Raw genomic sequence first — 23,789 nt, forward strand, 5'->3', positions numbered from 1 at the left:
TGCCACACAACAGTCAGGAGTTGATATGGACCTCATCCAGCAAAAGTTCGTTTCGGTATTTCCGGCCTATCAGGTGAGCACCCAGGCCCGCCCTGATGGCGGCGTGCTGTTGACTCTGCGTGCCGCTGACAACAAAGTCACTCGCCGGGTGCTGACCTATTCGCAACTGCACAATGCCGAGCAACTGTCCTGGGCGATCAGCGCCATCCGCCGTGACCTGGCTGAACAGGCCAGTGAACTGCCAGTGATTACCATGCTGCAAAGCCAGCAACGGTTTGCCTTGCCGACCTATCGCTGAGTTTGATGGTGTTGCTACTGGCCCCATCGCCGGCAAGCCAGCTCCCACATTGACCGCGTCGGTCTCAAGGCCTGCGCACAACCTGTGGGAGCTGGCTTGCCGGCGATAGGGCCGGCCAAGCAATTACAGCTCGTCAATCCCCAGAAACGCCCGCGCAGTCACATCCCCGGTGAATCGCGCCTGCACGCCCTGCTCGCTGCCATACAAACGCAACGCCAGGCAAAACGGCGTCGCGCCAAGCTCTACCCAGCGCCGCGTCCCAGCCGGCACCACCAGCTGGTCACCTTTCTCGCACAGCACCGAATACACCCAGTCGCCCAACCGCAGGCCAACCTGCGCACGCCCGCTGACCACGGCAAACACCTCGTCGGCATCATGCACATGCTCATCGCGCACATCGGCTTGCACCGGGTCTTCACCGTCGCGGTTCAACACCACGAAGGCCTTGCTGCCGTGTGCAGTCATCAACTGGTCCAGATGCTCACGGCAGGTGTCCAGGACCTCGGCCTCAGCCGTGCCAGGGCGCACCCGCAGGCCATGCTCGCGGTGGGTAAAATGCACGCCCTGCTCGGCCAGGGTTGCGGCGATATCGGCGTGGTGGGTCAGCACCTTGTTCGGCAGTGCCGGGCTGGCGGGGTGGAAAACGCAGAGAATGCTCATCAGGGGCGGGTCCTGGTCGGTTGCGAACAAAGGGCAATGATAACGGCTGCAGCCAAGGCTGCGGCACTGGCCATACCAAAGGTGAAGGTGGGGCCCAGCAAGTTCCAGCTGTAGCCCGAGTACAATGCCCCCAGCGCACCGCCGGTGCCCGACAGCGCCGCGTACAGCGCCTGGCCCTGGCCCTGTTGGCGAGCGCCGAAACTGGCCTGCACGAAAGCGATGCTGGCAGCGTGAAAGCAACCGAAGGTGGCCGCGTGCAGCAGCTGGGCGAAGATCAGTACGGCCGGTTCCTGGGCCAAGCTGCCCAGCAACAACCAACGCAGCGCCGCCAGTAGAAAGCTGACCAGCAATACGCGTTGCACACTGAAGCGCGCGAACAGGCGGCTCATGACCATGAACATCAGCACTTCGGCCACCACCCCCAGCGCCCACAGCAGGCCGATAGCACCGCGGCTGTAGCCCAGGTGCTCCAGGTGCAGGGTAAGGAAGGTGTAATACGGCCCATGGCTGAGCTGCATCAGCGCCACGCAGGCGTAGAACGCGAGCACCCCCGGGGCACGCAACTGCTGCACAAAGCCACCCGCGCCGCTGCGCTCGCCCTGCTCTACCGGCTGGGCGTTTGGCACCCACAGGCTGGCGGCGACGATCCCGGCCATGATCGTGACCAGGGCCACCGGGTAGATGTCCAGGCTCAGCCATTCGAACAGACGGCCCAGGCCAACCACCGTGAGGATGAAGCCGATCGAGCCCCACAGGCGCACCTGGCTGTAGCGCGCTGTTTGCCCGTGCAGGTGCGCCAGGGTGATGACCTCGAACTGCGGCAGTACCGCATGCCAGAAAAAGGCGTGCAGCGCCATCACCAGCGCCAGCCAGGCGTAGCTTTTGCCGAAGAAGATCAGGGCGAATGTGGCCAGGGTAGACAACGCGCCCAGGCGCACGATCAGCAAGCGCTGGCTGGTACGGTCGCCCAGCCAGCCCCACAGGTTGGGGGCGATGCAGCGCATCAGCATGGGAATGGCCACCAGCTCGCCGATGCGCGCCGGGGAGAAACCCAGGTGGTCGAAGTACAGCGCCAGGAAGGGGGCGGTGGAGCCTAACAAGGCGAAGTAGAAGAGGTAGAAGCTGGACAGGCGCCAGTAGGGAATTGCGGGCATGGGTTCAGCCAATCATGTTGTGTCCTGCAGTGGCCTCTTCGCGGGCTTGCCCGCTCCCACAGGGATATCACAGGACCTGAGGGCCGCGTAATACCTGTGGGGGCGGGCAAGCCCGCGAAGAGGCCTGTGCAGGTGAATCAGAGCTGGCCCAGCACCGGGGTGGTCACCTTCACATCGGCATTCTGCGCGCGGTGGCGCAGCAGGTGGTCCATCAGCGCGATGGCCATCATCGCCTCGGCGATCGGCGTGGCGCGGATGCCCACGCACGGGTCGTGGCGGCCTTTGGTGATGACGTCCACCGGGTTGCCGTCGATGTCGATCGAGCGGCCTGGGGTGGTGATGCTGGAAGTCGGCTTCAACGCCAGGTGGGCAACGATCGGCTGGCCCGAGGAAATGCCGCCCAGGATGCCGCCCGCGTTGTTGCTGAGGAAACCTTCCGGGGTCAGCTCGTCACGGTGCTCGGTACCGCGCTGGGCCACGCTGGCGAAGCCGGCGCCGATTTCTACGCCCTTGACCGCGTTGATGCTCATCAGCGCGTGGGCCAGCTCGGCATCGAGGCGGTCGAAGATCGGTTCGCCCAGGCCCGGCATCACGCCCTCGGCCACCACGGTGATCTTGGCGCCCACAGAGTCCTGGTCACGGCGCAGTTGGTCCATGTACGCCTCCAGCTCCGGCACCTTGTCCGGGTCGGGGCTGAAGAAGGCGTTCTGCTCCACCGACTCCCAGGTCTTGAACGGGATTTCGATCGGGCCCAGCTGGCTCATGTAGCCACGTACGGTGATGCCCTGGCTGGCCAGGTACTTTTTGGCGATGGCACCGGCGGCGACGCGCATGGCGGTTTCGCGGGCCGAGCTGCGGCCACCGCCGCGGTAGTCGCGGATGCCGTACTTGTGGTGGTAGGTGTAGTCGGCGTGGGCCGGGCGGAACAGGTCCTTGATGGCCGAGTAGTCCTTGGACTTCTGGTCGGTGTTGCGGATCAGCAGGCCGATCGAGCAACCGGTGGTGCGGCCTTCGAACACGCCGGAGAGGATTTCTACCTCGTCGGCTTCCTGGCGCTGGGTGGTGTGCCGGCTGGTGCCGGGCTTGCGCCGGTCGAGGTCGTGCTGCAGGTCGGCCAGGGAAATTTCCAGGCCCGGCGGGCATCCATCGACAATGGCGACCAACGCCGGGCCATGGCTTTCGCCAGCGGTGGTGACAGTGAACAGCTTGCCGTAGGTATTACCGGACATGGACGCTCCGCGAGTTCTGCCTGAAATGGACGAAAGCGGCAGTATACAGATGGTTGGGCTGCCTGTGCGGGCCTCTTCGCGGGTAAACCCGCTCCCACTGGTACCCTACAGCCCCCAAAAACTGTGCGGTCCCTGGTAGGAGCGGGTTTACCCGCGAAGAGGCCTGGCCTGCCATGCGCAGAACCTTCCCGCAAACACTGGGTCAAAGCTGCATCTCCCCATGTAGTACCGCATGATGTCGCGCCTTGTCGCCTTGCTCTTCCTGCTGTGCACCGGCCTGGCCCAGGCTGCCGCCCCCACTGTGCTGCAACGCCCGATCGACCTGGACACCGGCCAAGGCGTGCTGCATGGCAGCCTGCTGCTGCCGCAACAGGCCACCCCGCCGCCGGTGGTGCTGATCATCGCAGGCTCCGGCCCCACCGACCGCGACGGCAACAACCCGGCGTCTGGCCGGGTCGACAACCTCAAGCGCCTGGCCCTGCTACTGGCCAACGAGCACATCGCCAGCGTGCGCTACGACAAGCGTGGGGTGGCTGCCAGCCAGCCGGCTACGCCCGACGAGCGCGACCTCAGCGTGGAGCGCTACGTGGCCGATGTGGTCGCCTGGAGCCACAAGCTGAAGGCCGACCCGCGCTTCGGCCCGCTTATCCTGATCGGCCATAGCGAAGGCGCGCTGATCGCCAGCCTGGCTGCAGAACAGGCCGGCGCCAGCGCGGTGATCACCTTGGCCGGCAGCGGCCGGCCGCTGGCCGACGTACTGCGCGAACAACTGGCCGAGCGCCTGCCCCCGGCGCAACTGGCCGGTGGCAGCGCCCTGCTCGACCGCCTGCAGGCCGGGCAAACCAGCCTGGAAGTACCCGCGCCGCTGCGCCAGGTGTTCCGCCCTAGCGTGCAGCCGTACCTGATCTCGCTGTTCCAGCAAAACCCGGCGGCAGCCTTTGCCCGCCTGCCCATGCCCGCATTGATCGTGCAGGGGCGCAACGACGTGCAGGTGGACGTGACCGACGCCGAACGGCTGAAGGCGGCCAAGCCGGACGCGCAGCTTGTGCTGATCGACGGCATGAACCACATGCTGCGCATCAGCCCCAGGGACATGAGCCAGCAGCGCGACAGCTACCTCAACCCCGAGCTGCCGCTGGCGCGCGAGCTGGGTGAGCGAATTGTGACGTTCATCCAGCATTTGCCTTCGGCGTGACGTAAACAGGCTCAGGTCCGTGGCAAGCCTGCCGATACAGCAGGCATAGCCGAGGACAAGCCTGATGACCACCGCCCCCGCCGCCGTAGAGCCGGCCGAACAACCCCAGGAAAACCCTGCCCTGCCTTGGGCCGAGCTGGCCGCCGAACACTTCCAGTTGCTGCGCCTGGCCGCCCTGCCCACCGACCGCAGCACCGGCGCACGGCCGCTGCGCTTTGTGCAGTTCGGCTATGCCGAGCGCCACGACAAGGCCCACAGCCTGCTGCGTATGGAAATCCAGCTGCCTGGGCAAAAGGTACACAAAGAGCAGAACCGCCTGGATATCCGGGTGGACCATGCCGAGCGCCTGGTGCGCATTGGCGGTGAACACGGCCTGCAACTGGAGCCGGTCAACCGTGGCATCGGCCGCTTCATGCTGGCCCAGGCCGCGCAGTGGCTGCAGCGCAAGTGGCCGCACTACCGGGTGCAAGGCATGGCGCTGCCGAGCAAGGATGCCCTGACCGAGGACTCACGCCTGCGCCGTGACCACTGCTTGCGTGGGGTGGGTATCGAGGTGGAGTACGAGGACGGTCAGCACCTGAAGGGCCGGACCGTGGACATGACCGTAGGCCAGCTGAAGGCCGCCTGGAGCAACGAGCGCCTGCAGCGAGTGGAGATTCTGGATGCCGCCAACCTGCTGCAGCAGGCAGACCAGCAGTTGCAAGAGATGGAAGGGCAACTGCGCGAGCGCGATGAGCGGGTGGCCAAGTACCACCGCGAAGACAGCGGGCTGCGCTTTACCATTACCTGCCTGGTGGCGTTTGCGGTGTTTCAGGCGGGGTTGTTGATATGGATTGCAACCCGCTGACACCGCGTCGCGACCATCGCCGGCAAGCCAGCTCCCACAGGATTACCACAGGCTTGAATATTGTGAATAACCTGTAGGAGCTGGCTTGCCGGCGATTGGGCTGCAACGCAGCCCCTCCCGGCCTAAACGCGGGCCTTGAACAATTCCTGATGCTGGCGGCACTGTTCGGCGGTGAGCATGAACACCCCATGCCCGCCACGCTCGAACTCCAGCCAGGCAAAGTCCACCTCGGGGTACAACGCCTCGACATGTACCTGGCTGTTGCCCACTTCAACAATCAGCAGGCCCTTGTCGGTCAGGTGGTCTGCAGCTTCCGCCAGCATGCGCCGTACCAGGTCCAGGCCGTCGTTGCCGCAGGCCAGGCCCAGTTCGGGCTCGTGGTGGTACTCGGCCGGCATGTCGTCGAAGTCTTCGGCATCGACATACGGCGGGTTGGACAGGATCAGGTCGAACCGCTGCCCCGGCAAACCGCCAAAACCATCGCCCTGCACGGTATACACGCGGCCGTCCAGGCCGTGGCGTTCGATATTCTGGTTGGCCACTTCAAGGGCCTCGAACGACAGGTCGGCCAGCACCACTTCGGCCTCGGGGAACACGTCGGCCGCGACGATACCAATGCAGCCCGAACCCGTGCACAGGTCAAGAATGCGCGCAGGCTCGCTTGCCAGCCACGGCTCGAAGCGTTTTTCGATCAGCTCGCCAATTGGCGAGCGCGGCACCAGCACACGCTGGTCGACGATGAACGCCATGCCGCAGAACCACGCTTCGCCCAACAGGTAGGCAGCCGGCACCCGCTCTTCGATGCGGCGCTTGAGCAAATGCTGCAGGCGTACCCGCTCGTCGTCCTCGAGCATGCAGTCCAGGTAGCTGTCAGCCACCTCCCAAGGCAGGTGCACGGCACCCAGCACCAGCAGGCGGGCCTCGTCCCAGGCGTTGTCGGCACCGTGGCCGAAGAACAGGTCGTGCTCGTGGAAGCGGCTGACCGCCCAGCGAATGTAGTCGCGCAGCGTGCGCAGACGGGATGTGATCACGGGGTACTCCTAATTCAGACCGGACAAAAGTCTAACAGCCTCACCCGCACATTTGTTCGTTTGCCCTGCCCAATGGCTAGCCACAAGCCAGTAACCATGCCGCTTGCGTTGTCAACCATTCCCATTGGCGTCAAGGCAGGGGACAATAGGTATACAAAAGCCCTTCCAAGGAGCCCTTGATGTCCGTTCCAACCACGATGTTCCGCCTCACTGGCCGCGACTACCCGCCGGCCAAGCTGAGCCACGCCAGCCTGATCATCATCGATGCGCAAAAGGAGTACCTCAGTGGGCCCCTGCAGCTGTCGGGCATGGACGAGGCCGTGGCCAACATCGCCAGGTTGCTCGACGCCGCCCGTAAAAGCGGCCGTCCGATCATCCATGTTCGCCACCTGGGCACTGTTGGTGGCCGCTTCGATCCACAGGGGCCTGCCGGCCAGTTCATTCCGGGGCTGGAGCCGCTGGAAGGTGAAGTGGTCATTGAAAAGCGCATGCCCAACGCATTCAAGAACACCCAGCTGCACGAAACGCTGCAGGCGCTGGGCCATCTTGACCTGATTGTGTGCGGTTTCATGAGCCATTCCAGCGTCAGCACCACCGTGCGCCGCGCCAAGGACTATGGTTACCGGTGCACCCTGGTGGAAGACGCCTCGGCAACCCGCGACCTGGCCTTCAAGGATGGCGTCATCCCGGCCGCGCAGATTCACCAGTGCGAAATGGCCGTGATGGCCGACAACTTCGCTTGCGTGGCCCCCACCGCCAGCCTGATCTGAGCGGCTGGGCACGACCGCCCGGCAGCCGGGCGGAACCCGATGGGTGGCAGCAGGTCGAATTCCGGATATCCACAGAGGAGAGCGGAATGAAGCTTAAAGGCAGTTTCGACGCCAAGCGCCTGCGCCCGCGCCAGCCGCGCAACTGGGGCGCCCGCCTGGCGGCCGGCCTGTCGGCGCTGCTGGCGACCCTGGGCGTGCTGCTGGCCATGGCCGGCGTCGCCGGCCTGCTGGGCAACTACCCTGCCCTGCAGGAACTCAATGCCAACAAGCCATTGGCCAGTATCCTTACCGGGGCTGGCTTGTTGCTGCTGTGGCTGGGCGTGCGCTTCTGGCGGCGCAGCCGCATTCGCTTGCGCCGCGGGCGGGAACTGAACCTGTCGCCGCACCTGATGAAAAAGCACGACTGATGATTTTATGTCGCCTGTGCGGGCCTCTTCGCGGGTAAACCCGCTCCCACAGGGATATCACTGGACCTGCGGGCAGCGGTGTACCTGTGGGAGCGGGTTTACCCGCGAAGAGGCCCGCACAGGCTGCACACGGCCCCACAGTCGCGTAAACTACGCCGCCCACGTGGAGGCATCATGCAAGACGACGATTTTTCCCTGTTCAAGGCCGAAGTGCGCGGCGTAAAGCCAATCCGCCACGACCGCGCCGAAGTCGGCAAGCCCAAGGCCGACCGCCAGAAGCTGGCTGGCCTGCGCCAGGCCGCGACCGTGCGCAGTGACAAGGCCCTGGTAATCGACGGCATGTCCGACCAGTTCGTCATCGACGTTGGCGCCGAAGACGAGCTTATGTGGCGCCGCGACGGCGTGCAGGAAGGCCAGCTGCGCAAGCTGAAGCTGGGGCAGATTCCGTTCGAGGGCAGCCTCGACCTGCACGGCATGACCGTGGAAAAGGCCCGCGAAACCCTGTGGGATTTCATCGCCGAAGCCACCAAGCTGGAAGTGCGCTGCGTGCGGGTTACCCATGGCAAGGCCGCACGCCTGGACGGCAAGCGCCCGATGATCAAGAGCCACGTCAACACCTGGCTGCGTCAGCACCCGCAAGTGCTCGGTTTTGCCTCGTGCAGCGCCCGCCACGGCGGCACCGGCGCGGTGTATGTGATGCTCAAGCGAACCATGCTCGAAGGCCGCGACGAGTAACGCCGCGCTTGCAGCGCCGCCCTCACCGCCGTAACCTTCGTTTTTGCGATTTTTTCCCACAGGTAGATCCATGTCCCTGGAACAGAACTACACCGAGATCCTCAGCCAGATTGGCGAGGACGTCTCCCGTGAGGGCCTGCTCGACACGCCCAAGCGGGCTGCAAAGGCCATGAAGTACCTTTGCCGCGGTTATGAGCAAACACTGGAAGAAGTCACCAACAACGCGCTGTTCAGCTCTGACAACAGCGAAATGGTGCTGGTCCGGGACATCGAGCTGTATTCGATGTGCGAACACCACATGCTGCCGTTCATCGGCAAGGCACACGTGGCCTACCTGCCCAAGGGCAAGGTACTGGGCCTGTCGAAGGTAGCGCGCATCGTCGACATGTATGCCCGCCGCCTGCAGATCCAGGAAAACCTCAGCCGCCAGATCGCCGACGCCGTGCAGCAGGTAACCGGTGCCGCCGGTGTGGCAGTGGTGGTCGAGGCCAAGCACATGTGCATGATGATGCGCGGTGTCGAAAAGCAGAACTCGACCATGATCACCTCGGTGATGCTGGGTGAGTTCCGCGAAAACGCCGCCACCCGCAGCGAGTTCCTCAGCCTGATCAAGTGATTGGCTGCTGACCCCAAGCCGACCCTGCCGGGTCGGCTTTTGCATTTCAGGAGTTGCCCATGATCGTCAAAGCCCTGCGGGTTGGCCTCGGCCAGCTCATCGTGTTCGGTGACTGGATCAGCCGCCCGGCCAAGCGCAAGCGCGACGCCGCAGCCCAGGCCCGCGTCGAACAAGCGGCCAAGGGCCTGGCGCTGTACCAGTTCCATGCCTGCCCGTTCTGCGTCAAGACCCGCCGTACCCTGCACCGCCTGAACGTGCCGGTAGCGCTGCGCGATGCAAAGAATGACCCGGTGCACCGCCAGGCCCTGCAGGAAGGTGGCGGCCGGGTGAAAGTGCCGTGCCTGCGCATTGAAGAAGCTGGCAAGGTGACCTGGATGTATGAGTCCAAAGCCATCATCGCCTACCTGGATGAGCGGTTTGCGTCGGCCTGACTGTTGTTAGCAATCCTGTGCCGGCCCCTTCGCGGGCGCGCCCGCTCCCACAGGTTTACCGCAGGGCTGAAGCCTGTGCAGTACCTGTGGGAGCGGGCATGCCCGCGAAGAGGCCAGCACAGGCTGAAAATCAACCCACCATCGGCACGTGCTGCGGGTGGCTGCTGACCCGCTCCAGCCAGGCCCGCACCGCCGGGTAATCGGCCAGGTCGAACCCGCCCTGCTGCGCCACATGGGTGTAGGCATACAACGCCACATCGGCAATCGAATACTGCTCACCCACCAGGTAGGGCGTCATCTGCAGTTGCCGCTCCATCACCCTCAGCGCCTTGTAGCCGCCCTTGTGCAGCTTGCGGTACTCCTCTACCCGTTCATCCGGCAGCCCCAGGTAAAACTGGATGAAGCGCGCCACGGCAATGTACGGCTCATGGCTGTACTGCTCGAAGAACTGCCACTGCAACACCTGCGTGCGCAAGCGCGGTTCGCTGGGCAGGAACGCGCTGCCATCGGCCAGGAAGTTGAGAATGGCATTGGACTCCCACAGGTAGCTGCCGTCTTCCAGCTCTAGCACAGGCACCTTGCCGTTGGGGTTCATCGCCAGAAACTCGGGCGTTTCGGTCTCGCCCTTGAGGATGTCCACCGGGTGCCATTCATACGGCCTGCCCAGCAGGCTCAACATCAGCTTGACCTTGTAGCAGTTGCCCGACTGGTAGTCGCCATAGACCTTGTACATCGCCCCTCCCCTCCCAAGCAGTTTCGCAATTGCGCCCAATAGTTGGCGACTGTACGGCTAAAAGCAATGGCCGCTGTATGGCAAGGATCAATCTTGCGCGCTGTAGTCTGAAAAAACTGCTTACACCTTTACAAGGACTTTGTTCATGACCGATGCCACTTCCGCACGCCTGCGGCCCCTGGCAGACACATCCCCGTCGGCTGTGGTCGCCGGCTTCATTGCCATGCTCACCGGCTATACCAGTTCGCTGGTGCTGATGTTCCAGGCCGGCCAGGCAGCCGGGCTGACTACCGCGCAGATCTCGTCGTGGATCTGGGCGCTGTCGATCGGCATGGCGGTATGCAGCATCGGCCTGTCGCTGCGCTACCGCACCCCCATCACCATCGCCTGGTCTACCCCCGGCGCCGCCTTGCTGATCACCAGCCTGGGCGGGGTGAGCTACGGCGAGGCCATTGGTGCCTACATCACCTGTGCCGTGCTGGTGCTCATCTGCGGCCTTACGGGCAGCTTCGAGCGCCTGGTCAAGCGTATACCGGCCTCGCTGGCCTCGGCGTTGCTGGCGGGCATCCTGTTCAAGATTGGTAGCGAAATTTTTGTGGCGGCGCAGCACCGCACATTGCTGGTGCTGGGCATGTTCTTCAGCTACCTGCTGGTCAAGCGCCTGTCGCCACGCTACTGCGTGCTGGCCGCGCTGCTGGTGGGCACGGCATTGTCCGGCGCCCTGGGCCTGCTGGACTTCAGCGGCTTCCACCTGGAAGTGGCCAAGCCGGTATGGACCACACCGAGCTTTTCGCTGGCGGCCACCATCAGCATTGGCATTCCGCTGTTCGTGGTGGCCATGACCTCGCAGAACATGCCCGGCGTAGCCGTGCTGCGTGCCGACGGCTACCAAGTGCCGGCCTCGCCGCTGATATCGGCCACCGGCTTTGCCTCATTGCTGCTGGCGCCATTCGGTTCGCACGGGGTCAACCTGGCGGCGATCAGCGCGGCGATCTGCACCGGGCCACACGCCCACGAAGACCCGAGCAAACGCTACACCGCCGCGGTGTGGTGCGGGATTTTCTACGGCATTGCCGGGGTGTTCGGGGCGACGTTGGCGGCGCTGTTTGCAGCGTTGCCGAAAGAGCTGGTGCTGTCGATTGCCGCGCTGGCGCTGTTTGGTTCGATCATGAACGGGCTGACCGTGGCCATGAGCGAAGCGCGCGAGCGCGAAGCGGCAGTGATTACCTTCATGGTCACCGCCTCGGGGCTTACGCTGTTCTCGATTGGCTCGGCGTTCTGGGGGATTGTGGCGGGGGTGCTGGCCTTGATGATTCTCAACCCGCGCAAGGCCTGAGTTATTTATTGCCTGTACTGGCCCCTTCGCGGGTAAACCCGCTCCCACAGGTATAGCGCTGTTCTCAAGCCAGTGATATCCCTGTGGGAGCGGGTTTACCCGCGAAGAGGCCGGTACAGGCGACAGATACTCATGGCCAGGCTCACAACCTGAAATGCCCCACCATCCCCTTCAAATCGGTACCCAACTGCGCCAGCTCCACACTCGACCGGGCATTGTCCTGCATCGCCAGCGCGGCCTGGTCCGCACTGCCGCGGATCTGCGTGACGCTGCGGCTGATCTCTTCCGCCACCGAGCTCTGCTGCTCGGCCGCCGCGGCAATCTGCTGGTTCATCTGCTGGATCAATGAAACCGCAGCCGCAATGCTGCCCAGCGCGCTCTCGGTGTGCAGCGCATCAGCCACCGCCAACCGCACCAGCTCGGTACTGCCACGGATCTGCGCCACCGACTGCTGGGCGTTTCCGCGCAAGCTGGCAACCAGTACCTCGATCTGCTCGGTAGACTGCCGGGTACGCCGCGCCAACGCACGCACCTCGTCGGCCACCACGGCAAAACCACGCCCCTGCTCGCCAGCGCGGGCGGCCTCGATGGCGGCGTTCAGCGCCAGCAGGTTGGTCTGCTCGGCCACGCTCTTGATCACCTCCAGCACGTCGCCAATGGTGTGGATTTCGGCACTGAGGCTGTCGATACCGGCGCTGGCCGTTTCCGCTGCCGCCGCCAACTGCTCGATGCGCTGCATGCTCTGACGCACCACCTGTTGCCCCGACCCGACCTTGTCGTCCGCCGCCTGGGCCGCCTGCGCCGCTTGCTCGGCATTGCGCGCCACATCGTGCACGGTGGCAGTCATCTGCTGCATGGCGGTGGCCACCTGCTCGGTTTCCTCCTTCTGGCTGCCCACCTCACGGTTGGTCTGCTCGGTGACTGCCGATAACGCCTGGGCGTTGCCAGCCAGTTGTTCGATGCCTTGCTGCAAGCCGCTGACAATGCCCGAAAGGCCCGCCGCCATCTGCTGCATAGCCTGCATCAACTGCCCCACCTCGTCACGCCGCGGGGCCTGTGCATCAAAGCCAAGCTCGCCAGCGGCTATGCGCTGGGCGCGGGCAATCACATGCTTGAGTGGGCCCACCACCGCGCGGGTAATCAGCCAAGCGGCCAGCACACCCACCAGCAGCGCCAGGCCGGTGGCCAGGGCAATGGCCACGGCATTGCGTTGCAGTTCGCCCTGCAGGGCCTGCTGCTGCCCCAGGTAGGCCTGGTCGACCCTGCCGGTGACCTGCTCGGCACTGGCCTGCAACTGGGCTTTGAGCCCCTGCTCACGGGCCAGCTGGTCGGTGTATTCGTTGAGTTTTTCCGAGAAACTGCCAATGTGCCCTGCCACTTCGCCCAGCACGCTCTGGTAGCCGGCATCACTGACCGCGCCCTGCAACTGGCCAACCAGGCTGGCGGCCTCCACCGTCTGGGCAATACGCGCCTGGCTTACGCCCTCTTCGCCCTTGCGGCTTTTTTCCAGGCGTACCCGCGCTTCGTCCATGGCCTGCAACATCAGCCGCGACACCTGCGCCACCTGTGCAGCCTGCTCAAGAAACTCGCCCCCCTGCTGGCCCTGGGACTGCTTGAGGGTATACACGCCGTCATCGGCCAGGCCGGCCTGCAGCACATCCAGGTTATTGGCGACGCTGGACACCGACCAGCTGGCCATGTCCAGCGCCAGCTCCTTGGCCTGCACCGCCGCTACAAAAGCCTCGAACGCCTGGCCGTAGGCAGCCAGGTCGGTTTCGGCCGCCCCCAATGCCGGCAGGCCACGGGCGCGCTCGGCCAGGCCCTGCACACCACTGCGCAAGGCCTCGGCCTGCTGGATATCGGAGCGTAGGGCAAATGCCTGCTCATGCTGACGCAAGCGCAGCAGGTCGGTATTGAATTGTGCCAGTTGGCGCAAACTGTCGAAGCGCTGGCCAACGCTGTGCAGTGCGGCGATACCGATGGCCGCCACCGCCAGGGTCAGCACCAGCACCAAGGCAAAGCCCAGGCCGAGTTTGCGGGCCATGCCCAGGTTGGCCAGCACACTGTGCTTGCTCGCGCCCATCGCCGATTCCCCTTCTGCTTGCGAGGTTATCCCGAAGGCCAAGGGTGGCAACGTTGCCCGCCGATGAACAAGGGGCTGGCGTCAGAATAGTGTCAAATAGCTATGGCTTGTCGCTTTTAGCTGCATCGAGGTCGGTTTTGATCACCGCCGCGTCCGCCATCATCAAGCCAATAATTTTAGTTCAGTACTGCACCACGCCAGGCCCTCGGCCCAATCAAATTGAAGCAAGCTCACCCGCAAGTTATTCCAATAACACATTTATATAAACGACTTTGACGCCATAATTTTTACGCCAAGAGTGGGGCAAGAAAAAATATTAAATGGCCACTATTCAATTTAAAAACAGCGCTATCGTGATCGGTAACTGGCCCGCTTCGGACCCGTCGTGCCCTCTGGAGCCTTTTCATGAAAACAGCCCTGTTGACTGCTGTGGTTTCCCCGTTGCTGCTGGTTACGCTGCCCTTGGTAGGCCATGCCGCAACTTCTACTGCACCGTTATTGAGCATTGGTGTGCAAGGAAGTTACACACAGTTGGAATTGAACGGGCGTGACAATGAAAACGACGACATGCCAGAAGGCGGGCTATTCATAAACTTCGGCAACAAGATGACGGCAATAGAAGGGCCGATTTACCAGGCAGAAGCCAGCGGCATGTACTCGAAAAAGCAGAACCAGAAGCTCAAGGACGGCCAGGCCGACCTGGACCTGGGCTGGCGCCTGGCACTGAGCGAACGCCATTCCGTCGACCTGCTGCTGGGTGCCGGCTATAAATGGAACCGCCTGCAACCCAATACCAGCCGCTATGACGTGGACCTGACCAACCGCACGCCGTTCGGCAAAATTGCGGCGGGCTACAATTACCGTTTCAATAATGCCACCTTGCGTTTTGAAGCCGGTATTCGCCATGTTATCAACGGTGATTCGCAACTGGAAATACATGGCATCAGCCGTGAAGACGTCGACCTGAACGATACCAACAACCCGTTTGCCGAACTTAGCGTGCTGTTCAACCAGGACGGCGCAGTGCCAATACTCGCTTCGCTTTACTTCAGCCGCTACAACTATGAACTGGACGGCCAGTTTGTGATGGCTGACGCCGACGAACAAACCCGCGATGAGTATGGCCTGAAAGTAGGCATCAGCTTTTAACCGGGCTGCCGGGTAACTGCCCGGCCTGTTCCAGAAAGGCTTGGGCGCGGGCATCCTGCCCATAGGCGACGTTGATGCGCAGCCAGTCACTGTTGGCGCCTTGGTAATCGAAGGCACTGCCGGGGGTAAGCAACACGGCATGCGCCAGCGCCAGGCGCTCCAGGCTGGTGAAGCCCTGCCCCGGCATGCGCGCCCAGACGAACATGCCGCCATACGGCTCGCAGAACACTTGCCAGCCCCATTGTTCCAGCTGCCGCAGCAAGCGGGCCATGTGCTGGCCCAGGCGCACACGCAGGCGCTGCGCACTCTTGCGGTAACTGCCATTGGCCAGCATTTGCCCCACGACCTGCTCCGCAAAGCGCGACGTGCCAATGCCGCTGACCATCTTCAGCTCGGCCAGGCGCGCCAGCAGCGCAGGCTCGGCGACCAGGTAGCCAACCCGCAACGAGCTGCTGAGGGTTTTCGAGAAGCTGGCCATGTAGATCACACGCCGCTCGCTGTCGAGGGTGGCCAGGCGCGTGGCCGGGCCCTCCTGGAAGTCAGCGTAGATATCGTCCTCGATAATGCGCAGGTTGTGCTCACGGGCCAGCTCCAGCAGGCGGTAGGCCACCTTGGGCGTGAGGCTGGTGCCAGTGGGGTTGTGGTACAGGCTGTTGATGAACAGGCAGCGCGGCTGGTGCGTGGCCAGCAGGGCTTCGAGGGCGGCCAGGTCCGGCCCCTGCGCAGTACGAGGTACCGGCAGCATGTGCACCTGGTGCTGGCGCAGCAGGTTGTACAGGTTGTAGTAACCGGGGTTTTCCACCAGCACCGTGTCGCCCGGGCGCAGCAGGGTGCGTACCAGCAGGTCGAGGCCATGGCTGGCGCCGTGCGTGGTGAGGATGCTCTCCAGGCCGGCGGCAATGCCCAGTTGCGCCAGGCGCTTGTGCAACTGCTGGCGCAGGCTGGCCAGGCCCAGGGGTGGGCAGTAGTCGAACAGGTCTTGCGGGATGCCGCGGCTCACCTGCCGCACCGCGTGGGCCAGCTCGGTTGCAGCGCGCCAACTGCTGGGCAGCCAGCCGCAGCCCAGCTTCAGCAACTCGTCATGGCCCTCGCGAAACTGCCGCCAGTTGCCGTCGCCAGCCTCACCCCAAGGTTGCGTATCGTCTATCGCCGGCCCGGGCTTGCGCTCGGCGACGAAAAACCCAGTGCCGTGGCGGGCCTCCAGCCAGCCGCTGGCGACCAGGCGGTCGTACGCCTCGATCACACAGGACGCGCTGACCGCCTGGCTGCGGGCCAGCGCGCGGATCGATGGCAGGCGGGCGCCGGGGCGCAGGCGTTGCTGGTCGATCCAGGCTTGCAGGTGGTGGGTGAGTTGCTGCACCAACGGGGTGGTGCTGGTGCGGTCGAGGGGAAAGTGCATGGGCCAGGTGTTCGCAAATTTTGAGCGAACAGTTAAGCATAAATGGAGTGATGGTGTGTATGGCAGGGGGAATGGGCTGGCATCAGAGTGAGCAGGCCCGGCCCTTCGCGGGTAAACCCGCTCCCACAGGCTTCGCACTGCACTCGCGGCTGTGGTGATCCTGTGGGAGCGGGCTTACCCGCGAAAGGGCCGGTACAACCACTAGAGAAACCAGGACACTACCCATGCCCTCCGCCCCGGCCCGCTTGGCCTTCGCCCTTTGCCTGATTACCCTGGCCGTCAACCTGCAGGCCCCGCTGTACATCACCTACGCCGACCTTTCTGGCCAGGGCGCCGCTGCCACCGCGGTGGCCTTCTCTGGCTATGTGCTGGGCGTGCTGCCGGTGCTGCTGGCCTTGGGCGGCCTGGCCGACCGGGTCGGGCGCCGGCCACTGATCGTGGCGGCCCTCGCCCTGTCGATGGTCGCCACCGTGCTGATGCTGCTGGCGCCCAGCCTGCAAACCTTGGGCCTGGCGCGGCTGTTCCTGGGCCTGGGCACCGGGCTGGCCTCGGCCACAGCCACCGCCTACATGGGCGAACTGATGGGCGGCGAGCACACCACCCGCGCGGCCAACTGGGTCACCGCCAGCACCTCGCTGGGCTTCGGCCTGGGGGCAGCACTGACCAGCCTGTTCCTGCTACGGGGCCCCAGCCTCACCCCAGGCAGCTTCCACCTGCACCTGCTGTTGGCGGCCCTGGCCATCGTGCTGGCATGGCGCCTGCCCGACCCGCGCCAAGCCCAGCGCAGCCCTATGCTGCGCCTGCCCTGCTACCCGCGAGGCAGCGTGGTCTATGGCCTGGCCATTTTGCTGGCGTGGGCCTGCGTGGGGCTGGTGATTGCCTTGCTGCCAGGCATTCTGCGCCAGCATGGCCTTAGCGCCTGGTCAGGGTTCTCCACCTTCTGCGTCATCAGCTGCGGGCTACTGTTCCAGCCCATGGCCCGGCGCCTGAGCAGCCGCACGGCCACATTGCTGGGGCTGCTGATACTGCCGTGCAGCTATGCGGTGCTGGCCTGGGGCGCGAACAGCGGGCAGTTGAGTGCGGTGTTGCTGGGTGCGGTGGCGGCCAGCAGTGCGTGCTACGGGTTTATCTACCTGGGCGGGCTGGCCGCGGTGAACCAGCTGGCCGGCAGCGAGAAAACACGGGCCAGTGCCGGGTTCTTTCTGCTGGCCTACCTGGGGTTCAGCTTGCCGGTAATCTTTACCGGGTTGCTGAGTGACCGGTTGGGGTCACAGGTGGCGCTGCTGGTGTTTGGCGGGGTGTTGGTGGTGGGCTGTGCAGCGGTGGGGCTGGCATTGCTGTCGGGCTCAATGAAAGCCGCCCAGGCAGCGCGGTCGGTGTAGGAGCGGCCTTGTGCCGCGAAAGGGGTGCAAAGCGCCCCCAGGACTTCAGCTTCGCCGCCTATATCGCCGGGGCCGCTCTGCGGCCCTTCGCGACACAAGGCCGCTCCTACAGGGCCCGCACCGCGCATGCGGAGAAGGCCACACGGTATCGGCTCAGATCGCCGTGGCCCCGCCATCCACCGTCAAGCAATGCCCGGTGGTAAACGCCGCGCCATCGCTGCACAGGTACAGCACGGCGCTGGCAATTTCCTCAACCTTGCCAATGCGCCCCACCGGGTGCATGGCGGCGGCGAACTCGGCCTTGCGTGGGTCGGCCTCGTAGGCGCGGCGGAACATGTCCGTGTCGATCACCGCCGGGCACACCGCATTCACGCGGATGCCTTTCTTGGCGTATTCGATGGCCGCCGACTTGGTCAGGCCAATCACCGCGTGCTTGGAGGCGCTGTAGATACTCATCTTCGGCGCCGCCCCCAGCCCCGCTACCGACGCGGTATTGACGATCGCCCCACCGCCTTGAGCCAGCAGCAAGGGCAGCTGGTACTTCATGCACAACCACACGCCCTTCACGTTCACGCCCATGATGGCATCAAACTGCGCCTCGCTGCCTTCGGCCAGGCGGTGTTGTTCTATCTCGATGCCGGCGTTGTTGAAGGCATAGTCCAGCCGGCCAAAGGCGGCGATCAGGCGCTCGTGCAACTGGCGCACCTCGGCATCGCGGGTAACGTCACAGGCGATGAACACAGCCTCGCCACCTGCGGCGTTAATCTGCGCCACCGTCGCCTCGCCGCCCAGCGGGTCGAGGTCGGCCACCACCACCTTCAGGCCCTCGCGGGCGAACGCCAGGGCCGTTGCCCGGCCTATGCCGGCAGCGCCGCCGGTGACCAGCGCTACCTGGCCGGAAAAGGTAATGCTCATTGCGTGCTCCTGAGGGGATGCTGGGATTCAGAGCATAGTCAGCCACCGCCGGGCCGGGCAGCATCATCACACCAACGGTTGGGCTACCATGCTTGTCAGTGATGTTAACGACCTGCCTACATCAACAAGGTAGATTGAACGCCTAGCCTCTTCCACTGCCCACAAGGACCCCTCCATGACTCAGACCAACCGCCGCTTCCTGCTCGCCAAACGCCCGGTCGGCGCCGTGCGCCGTGATGACTTCACCTTCGAAAGCGTGCCCGCCGAACAACCCGGCGAAGGCCAGGTGCTGGTGCGCAACCTGTACCTGTCGCTGGACCCGGCCATGCGCGGCTGGATGAACGAAGGCAAATCCTACATCCCCCCCGTCGCCCTGGGCCAGGTGATGCGGGCACTGGGCGTGGGCGAAGTGGTTGCCTCCAACCACCCGGCTTTCAAACCGGGCGACCACGTGAGCGGCGCCCTTGGCGTACAGGACTACTTCACCGGCGAGCCCCAGGGCCTGCACAAGATCGACCCCAACCTGGCGCCCCTGCCGCGCTACCTGTCGGCACTGGGCATGACCGGCATGACCGCCTACTTCGCCCTGCTGGAAGTTGGCCAGCCCAAGGCCGGTGAAACCGTGGTCATCTCCGGCGCGGCCGGTGCGGTGGGCAGCATTGTCGGGCAAATTGCCAAGGTCAAAGGCTGCCGCGTGGTCGGCATTGCCGGCGGCGCCGAGAAGTGCCAGTACCTGAAAGATGAACTGGGCTTTGACGGCGTGATCGACTACAAGGCCGAAGACGTGCTGGCCGGCCTGAAGCGCGAATGCCCCAAAGGTGTGGACGTTTATTTTGACAACGTGGGCGGCGACATCCTCGATGCCGTGCTGACGCGCATCAACTTCAAGGCCCGCATCGTGATTTGCGGCGCGATCAGCCAGTACAACAACAAGGAAGCGGTAAAAGGCCCGGCCAACTACCTGTCGCTGCTGGTGAACCGTGCCCGCATGGAAGGGTTTGTGGTGATGGACCATGCCAAGGACTACGGCAAGGCCGCGCTGGAGATGGCCGGGTGGCTGGCCAGTGGGCAGGTGAAGAGCAAGGAGGATGTGGTGGAGGGGCTGGAGACGTTCCCCGAGACGCTGCTGAAGCTGTTCAACGGGGAGAATTTTGGCAAGTTGGTGCTGAAGGTGTGACGTTGTGAGTTGCGCTTGGGGCTGAAAGCGCATGCCTTGAGGGGTTTAGCGTCTGTTAGATCGAGCGCCGCGCGGGCGGCGCTCGATCTAACAGGCAAAGAAAATGCCCTGCCGGACCTTCCAGCCATCACACCTCATCCAGCCCGAAAAAAAAGGCCAGCACACGCGTGCTGGCCTCTTTCATTACCGCGGGCTTTTACCCACGGATTTCTGCAACCACCGCCGCCAGCGCTTGCGACGGGTTTGCGGCCTGGCTGATCGGCCGGCCGATCACCAGGTAGTCCGAACCCGCATCCAGTGCCTGGCGCGGGGTGAGGATGCGGCGCTGGTCATCCTGCGCGCTACCCGCCGGGCGAATGCCCGGGGTTACCAGTTGCAGCGAGGGGTGCGCCGCCTTCAGCGCCGGGGCCTCCAGCGCCGAGCACACCAAACCGTCCATGCCCGCCTTTTGCGCCAGCGCCGCCAGGCGCAGCACCTGCTCTTGCGGGTCGACATCCAGGCCAATGCCGGCCAGGTCTTCACGCTCCATGCTGGTCAGCACGGTCACGCCAATCAGCAAAGGCTGCGGGCCGCTGCGCTTGGCCAGCTCTTCACGGCAGGCGGCCATCATGCGCAGGCCACCGGAGCAATGCACGTTCACCATCCACACCCCCATCTCGGCGGCAGCCTTTACCGCCATGGCCGTGGTGTTGGGGATGTCGTGGAACTTGAGGTCCAGGAACACTTCGAAGCCCTTGTCGCACAGGGTTTCGACAATGCCCGAAGCGCTGCTGGTGAACAGCTCCTTGCCAACCTTCACCCGGCACAGCGCGGGGTCTAGCTGGTCAGCCAGCTTCAGGGCGGCCTCACGGGTAGGGAAATCCAGGGCGACGATCAGGGGCGTCTGGCAGGCGGACATGGGCAGGGTCTCTTGGCAAGTCGAAAACGGCGCGCATTGTAAACGAAGTGACGCAGGCTTTGGGGCCCGCGGGTCACCGAATTGCCCGGCAATCGTGGCTCACATGCAACGGCCCATCACCCACCGCCCCTGCCGCACAGAAAACAGCGCCCCTGTGTGAGCAACTGCCTCACACAAAACCAAAAAGCTAGCGCGATCACTGCAACAACTGCCTTGCACAGCACCTAAACGCTAGCGCGATCACTGTGGGAGCGGGCTTGCCCCGCGAACACGGGCGCAGCCCGTGCCATCCCCCGCGCAGCATGCTCCGCAAGCAGGCGCCACCAACCCCTGTTATCACCGCAATCTCCACAAGGACCCAGACAAGCCCGCCAGCTGCGCGATCTCCTATAATTGAACCAACGGAACGGGTAATCGCTCAAATTTCGTACAAGCTTCACCCATGGCCCGATCAAAGGAGAACGACAATGCCCTGGTATGCCTGGCTGATACTTATCATAGCCCTCGGGTCCATCGTCGGCGGGTTGATGATGCTGCGCGACACGGCAAAAAAACTGCCGCTGACCGATGAGCAACTGCGCAAGGTACATGAGCGCAATGCCGAGGCGGACGCCAAAGACGCCCAAGACCGCTAGAACACCCAGCCCTCAAGTGGTCATTATGCGAACGGCCTTGCCCCGCGAAGCAGGCAAGGCTGTGCCTTTCCAGCCAGGGTAAAGACCGGGCCAGGGCAGCGCCCCAGCCCCTGCCCTTTTATTCCACCATCACCTTGTCCCGATTACGTTCCAGCAACGCATTGCCTATACCCTTTATCTCCAGCAGCTCATCCACCGAAGCAAACGGCCCATTGGCTTCGCGGTAGGCCACGATAGCCTCCGCCTTGGCCTTGCCAATGCCGTTCAGCTCCTTTTGCAGGGTCAGTGCATCCGCCGTGTTCAAGTCCAGCCTAGGCGCCTGCTGTGCCTGTACCTGGGCCACCACCGGCACAGGTTCGGCCACTGCCGTGGCGCTGGCCGGGGCGGCGCTAATGGAGAAAGACAAACTGGCGAACAGCGGCAGCAGCAGGTACGACAGAACGTTATTGCGCATGGTCAACACTCCTTGGATTGGTCATTTTTGCAGCCGTTTTCCTTCGGCTGCGCAACCAACCCTAGCGGCTAACCCGGCAGCAATACACCCAACAACCCCGGCGAATGGTTACCGGATCGGTCAGCAAAACGGTCAGCTTCGCCCACCCACCAACAGCGGCCATTCCCCCCGGTTGGCCAGGGCCCTGCGCCTGTAGCCAGATCCCCGTTTACCGCGTAGCCCCTGCCCACCAACGCCCGGCCATTCTCCTACACCACCCGCCGAACAAGGCCCGCCCCGTGAACTGCCCTCCCCCGGGCGCACACCCAATCGGGCTGCCGTCGCACCGCGCCAGACGCGTCAGACTTTCCTGAAACCTTGCCCCCGCCTCTTCAGTTGGGAGCAACAAGCGAACTATCCTACACGCCAGTCAGAAGCAGCTGAATTGTCGGGGAAATGCCCCAGGGATAACTTCACCGGGTCGCCATGTTGGGGACCGGGTGTGAGAACCTGATGCGAGTTACCTGGCTTGCCTGTCATGGCGGTCGTACGCGGGCAGACTTCGGTCTGGCCGGGCTTTGTAGCTCCCTCGGTTTCTCACCCCGTGTACGACTGCCGCCCTGGTCCGTGAGAAAGATTCGCGTGGCAGTTCCACTTATCAGGAGCTACTACCATGGAAAAAAACGACCCATCCCCCATCCTTACCGCAGGCATCGAAACCTTCCTCGAAGCCGGCAACCCCACCCTGGACCTGCTCCGCGTCCAGCCCGGCGTCCCCGTCGATGATGCCTATGAACACGTCTCGGTCCTGCTGGGCTACTGCAAGCACCTGGTGCGCGAAGGCGACATGGAAGACGACCACAAAATGCTGGGCGCAGCCGATTACCTGCTGGCCATGGCCAAAGCACTGATGAACGACATCGAGATAGCGAAGAACAAGCGCCATTGATGGCGCTATCCCAAGCCCCGGCGAGGCTGCGCGGCGCTTGCCGCGAGATGGGGTAGGCAATGTCGGCAGGAGTTTTGTGAAAGCAGGCTTTGTGGGGAGTCGACCTTATGGCAGCAGGCTTGCCCTACGAACTTACGAAAACAGCCTCGCCCCGCAAACTGGTAGGCGCGGGCTTGCCCCGCGAACACCGGCACAGCCGGTGCCATCCCCCACAGCACTACAAAGCATCACAGCGCCCCTGCAGCCCGCCCTTCAAATCACTGTCCGCGGATAAACACTGATAAAGGCAGAAATAGCAATCGCATCCCCATCATCAACTTTCACCCGCGGGCTCTGCCCCGAGCGTTTGATATCGGTTGCAAACTCAGCCGTCTTGAACGCCTGCTCCAGCTCGTCACTGCCCGTACCGGCATAAACAACCACTTGGGTCCCGGTATTTTGCTTCTGCAGTTGCAGCTGTTTGATCTGTACCTGTACCCCTGCCTTGGTCAGCGCAACGGCAATCTCCTTGGCAAAGCGAACAGCTTCCTTGTCATCCTTGTGGATATTCAGCAATACCACTGGCGCCAGTGTTTTAGCCTTCAACTCGCCCGCCAATGCCTTGAAGGCGTCATGCGCCTGCGGCGTCAGCGCCCTGGGCTTAAGGCTGGCCTCCAGCTTGAGCCGCTCGGCCCTTTCGCGCTCCAGTTCGGCCCTTAGAGCGTCGTTCTGCTCCATGAGCTGCTCGATCTCCAACTGAGCCTGCACGTCCGACTCATTGACGACCGTAACCGCCTGTGGGGCCCGCGCAACGATCACTTCGGAATGCTGGTTTTTCACATCCGAGGTCATATGGGCAAGGATCATTGCACTCGCCGCGATCAAGGCCGCGATTACCGCAGTGGCAGAGGCTATGGCATGGATAAGGCTGGCTGTGTCTGCTGAAATATCAGGCATAAACAACTTCTTGACGTTGTGGATGTTCATCGTTTCACGGTCAGGCAGGCGTGCCGGGCAGGTGCCCCGGTACGGGTACAAGGCGAGCCACAAGGCTAGCGAGGCCTGGCAGAGTGCCATAATTTTGCGGATTTTGCTGAAAAACAGATTGATTTCGCGACCAATGTCGAAGCTCTGCCTGCCCTTGGCGTTACGCAGTCTGTAGCAGATAAACGGTCCTTTGGGCTAGTTAGCCGCACACAGAAGAATGTCAGAGCAGGAGCGAAGGCCATGCGCAAAGTATATAGAGGCTCTGTTTCGTTTCGAGCGGCACTACCTGCGAACTCCGGTACAGTCGGTGCACTCAGCGTGTAGCCCAGTCAGAGCTGCCGATTCCCCCCCAACCCCAATC

General features: G+C 63.6%; 25 protein-coding genes and 1 pseudogene. 14 read left to right on the forward strand and 12 right to left on the reverse strand.

Annotation, left to right across the window (positions count from 1 at the left end; all coding sequences use genetic code 11):
• The first annotated feature begins 25 nt into the window (after window positions 1-25).
• On the forward strand, window positions 26-298 hold the full coding sequence (locus tag N805_RS15400; protein ID WP_019473900.1) for a DUF3509 domain-containing protein: 273 nt from the start codon (window positions 26-28) through the stop codon (window positions 296-298).
• 123 nt (window positions 299-421) lie between these two features.
• Here N805_RS15400 and N805_RS15405 read toward each other — a convergent pair whose 3' ends face one another.
• From N805_RS15405 to aroC, 3 genes are all read right to left on the reverse strand, one after another.
• Window positions 422-958: an oxidase gene (locus tag N805_RS15405; protein WP_028614192.1), complete on the reverse strand. Its 537-nt coding sequence runs from the start codon at window positions 956-958 to the stop codon at window positions 422-424.
• Window positions 958-2,112 carry an MFS transporter gene (locus N805_RS15410; RefSeq protein ID WP_028614191.1) on the reverse strand — a complete coding sequence of 385 codons (1,155 nt, stop codon included), beginning with the start codon at window positions 2,110-2,112 and terminating at the stop codon, window positions 958-960. Before N805_RS15410 ends, N805_RS15405 begins: the two co-directional genes overlap by 1 nt.
• 137 nt (window positions 2,113-2,249) lie before the next feature.
• Window positions 2,250-3,341, reverse strand: a complete 1,092-nt coding sequence (aroC, locus tag N805_RS15415) for a chorismate synthase (protein ID WP_028614190.1) — start codon at window positions 3,339-3,341, stop codon at window positions 2,250-2,252.
• Between the two features lie 232 nt (window positions 3,342-3,573).
• Here aroC and N805_RS15420 point away from each other — a divergent pair, with 232 nt between their 5' ends.
• Window positions 3,574-4,536 carry an alpha/beta hydrolase gene (locus N805_RS15420; RefSeq protein ID WP_019471465.1) on the forward strand — a complete coding sequence of 321 codons (963 nt, stop codon included), beginning with the start codon at window positions 3,574-3,576 and terminating at the stop codon, window positions 4,534-4,536.
• A 64-nt stretch (window positions 4,537-4,600) separates the two neighbouring features.
• Window positions 4,601-5,383 (forward strand): hypothetical protein, encoded by a 783-nt coding sequence (locus tag N805_RS15425; RefSeq protein ID WP_019471464.1) that lies wholly within the window; start codon window positions 4,601-4,603, stop codon window positions 5,381-5,383.
• 122 nt (window positions 5,384-5,505) lie between these two features.
• On the opposite strand, the gene prmB is transcribed toward N805_RS15425, so the two are convergent.
• Entirely contained in the window at window positions 5,506-6,414 is a 909-nt protein-coding gene (prmB, locus tag N805_RS15430; RefSeq protein ID WP_019471463.1) for a 50S ribosomal protein L3 N(5)-glutamine methyltransferase, read from the reverse strand.
• A 179-nt stretch (window positions 6,415-6,593) separates the two neighbouring features.
• On the opposite strand from prmB, the gene N805_RS15435 reads away from it, so the two are divergent.
• The 5 genes from N805_RS15435 to N805_RS15455 all read left to right on the forward strand — a co-directional run bounded on the left by N805_RS15435 (window position 6,594) and on the right by N805_RS15455 (window position 9,373).
• Window positions 6,594-7,184 (forward strand): cysteine hydrolase family protein, encoded by a 591-nt coding sequence (locus N805_RS15435; RefSeq protein WP_019471462.1) that lies wholly within the window; start codon window positions 6,594-6,596, stop codon window positions 7,182-7,184.
• A gap of 86 nt (window positions 7,185-7,270) precedes the next feature.
• Window positions 7,271-7,591, forward strand: a complete 321-nt coding sequence (locus N805_RS15440; RefSeq protein WP_019471461.1) for a hypothetical protein — start codon at window positions 7,271-7,273, stop codon at window positions 7,589-7,591.
• 174 nt (window positions 7,592-7,765) lie between these two features.
• Window positions 7,766-8,326 carry a Smr/MutS family protein gene (locus N805_RS15445; RefSeq protein ID WP_010952859.1) on the forward strand — a complete coding sequence of 187 codons (561 nt, stop codon included), beginning with the start codon at window positions 7,766-7,768 and terminating at the stop codon, window positions 8,324-8,326.
• 70 nt (window positions 8,327-8,396) lie between these two features.
• The gene (folE, locus tag N805_RS15450; protein ID WP_019473978.1) at window positions 8,397-8,942 is read left to right on the forward strand and encodes a GTP cyclohydrolase I FolE; all 546 of its coding nucleotides are present in this window, start codon (window positions 8,397-8,399) and stop codon (window positions 8,940-8,942) included.
• Window positions 8,943-9,001: 59 nt separating this feature from the next.
• Window positions 9,002-9,373 carry a glutaredoxin family protein gene (locus tag N805_RS15455; RefSeq protein WP_019473979.1) on the forward strand — a complete coding sequence of 124 codons (372 nt, stop codon included), beginning with the start codon at window positions 9,002-9,004 and terminating at the stop codon, window positions 9,371-9,373.
• 130 nt (window positions 9,374-9,503) lie between these two features.
• Here the strand turns inward: N805_RS15455 and N805_RS15460 are convergent, their stop codons facing one another.
• Window positions 9,504-10,106 carry a glutathione S-transferase family protein gene (locus N805_RS15460; protein ID WP_019471939.1) on the reverse strand — a complete coding sequence of 201 codons (603 nt, stop codon included), beginning with the start codon at window positions 10,104-10,106 and terminating at the stop codon, window positions 9,504-9,506.
• 145 nt (window positions 10,107-10,251) lie between these two features.
• Between N805_RS15460 and N805_RS15465 the strand changes: the two genes are divergently transcribed.
• Window positions 10,252-11,442: a benzoate/H(+) symporter BenE family transporter gene (locus N805_RS15465; protein ID WP_019471938.1), complete on the forward strand. Its 1,191-nt coding sequence runs from the start codon at window positions 10,252-10,254 to the stop codon at window positions 11,440-11,442.
• Between the two features lie 142 nt (window positions 11,443-11,584).
• Here the strand turns inward: N805_RS15465 and N805_RS31300 are convergent, their stop codons facing one another.
• Complete coding sequence (locus N805_RS31300; RefSeq protein ID WP_403012941.1) at window positions 11,585-12,466, reverse strand: methyl-accepting chemotaxis protein; 882 nt, start codon at window positions 12,464-12,466, stop codon at window positions 11,585-11,587.
• Between the two features lie 27 nt (window positions 12,467-12,493).
• Window positions 12,494-13,525: pseudogene (locus N805_RS31305) on the reverse strand (methyl-accepting chemotaxis protein); the annotation flags it as partial.
• A gap of 405 nt (window positions 13,526-13,930) precedes the next feature.
• Here N805_RS31305 and N805_RS15475 point away from each other — a divergent pair.
• Complete coding sequence (locus N805_RS15475; RefSeq protein ID WP_019471936.1) at window positions 13,931-14,674, forward strand: outer membrane beta-barrel protein; 744 nt, start codon at window positions 13,931-13,933, stop codon at window positions 14,672-14,674.
• Here the strand turns inward: N805_RS15475 and N805_RS15480 are convergent.
• Entirely contained in the window at window positions 14,664-16,073 is a 1,410-nt protein-coding gene (locus N805_RS15480; RefSeq protein WP_019471935.1) for a PLP-dependent aminotransferase family protein, read from the reverse strand. The two genes, N805_RS15475 and N805_RS15480, sit on opposite strands and share 11 nt — an antisense overlap.
• A 224-nt stretch (window positions 16,074-16,297) precedes the next feature.
• Here N805_RS15480 and N805_RS15485 point away from each other — a divergent pair, with 224 nt between their 5' ends.
• A complete protein-coding gene (locus N805_RS15485; RefSeq protein WP_019471934.1) occupies window positions 16,298-17,455 on the forward strand; it encodes an MFS transporter in 1,158 nt (385 codons plus the stop codon).
• Between the two features lie 153 nt (window positions 17,456-17,608).
• On the opposite strand, the gene N805_RS15490 is transcribed toward N805_RS15485, so the two are convergent.
• Entirely contained in the window at window positions 17,609-18,370 is a 762-nt protein-coding gene (locus N805_RS15490; protein WP_019471933.1) for an SDR family oxidoreductase, read from the reverse strand.
• 175 nt (window positions 18,371-18,545) lie between these two features.
• Between N805_RS15490 and N805_RS15495 the strand changes: the two genes are divergently transcribed.
• Window positions 18,546-19,547: an NADP-dependent oxidoreductase gene (locus N805_RS15495; protein ID WP_019471932.1), complete on the forward strand. Its 1,002-nt coding sequence runs from the start codon at window positions 18,546-18,548 to the stop codon at window positions 19,545-19,547.
• Window positions 19,548-19,743: 196 nt separating this feature from the next.
• Here N805_RS15495 and pyrF read toward each other — a convergent pair whose 3' ends face one another.
• Complete coding sequence (gene pyrF / locus N805_RS15500; protein WP_019471931.1) at window positions 19,744-20,445, reverse strand: orotidine-5'-phosphate decarboxylase; 702 nt, start codon at window positions 20,443-20,445, stop codon at window positions 19,744-19,746.
• Between the two features lie 467 nt (window positions 20,446-20,912).
• Between pyrF and N805_RS29935 the strand changes: the two genes are divergently transcribed.
• Window positions 20,913-21,080, forward strand: a complete 168-nt coding sequence (locus N805_RS29935) for a DUF2897 family protein (protein ID WP_016500979.1) — start codon at window positions 20,913-20,915, stop codon at window positions 21,078-21,080.
• 118 nt (window positions 21,081-21,198) lie between these two features.
• On the opposite strand, the gene N805_RS15505 is transcribed toward N805_RS29935, so the two are convergent.
• Complete coding sequence (locus N805_RS15505) at window positions 21,199-21,534, reverse strand: ComEA family DNA-binding protein (protein ID WP_019471930.1); 336 nt, start codon at window positions 21,532-21,534, stop codon at window positions 21,199-21,201.
• A gap of 652 nt (window positions 21,535-22,186) precedes the next feature.
• Between N805_RS15505 and N805_RS15510 the strand changes: the two genes are divergently transcribed.
• Window positions 22,187-22,462 carry a DUF3077 domain-containing protein gene (locus N805_RS15510; RefSeq protein WP_019471929.1) on the forward strand — a complete coding sequence of 92 codons (276 nt, stop codon included), beginning with the start codon at window positions 22,187-22,189 and terminating at the stop codon, window positions 22,460-22,462.
• A 252-nt stretch (window positions 22,463-22,714) separates the two neighbouring features.
• Here the strand turns inward: N805_RS15510 and N805_RS15515 are convergent, their stop codons facing one another.
• Window positions 22,715-23,545: a hypothetical protein gene (locus N805_RS15515; RefSeq protein WP_026034504.1), complete on the reverse strand. Its 831-nt coding sequence runs from the start codon at window positions 23,543-23,545 to the stop codon at window positions 22,715-22,717.
• Window positions 23,546-23,789 lie beyond the last annotated feature (244 nt).

Origin of the sequence: Pseudomonas putida S13.1.2 (assembly GCF_000498395.2) — a bacterium.
Classification (GTDB): domain Bacteria; phylum Pseudomonadota; class Gammaproteobacteria; order Pseudomonadales; family Pseudomonadaceae; genus Aquipseudomonas; species Aquipseudomonas putida_Q.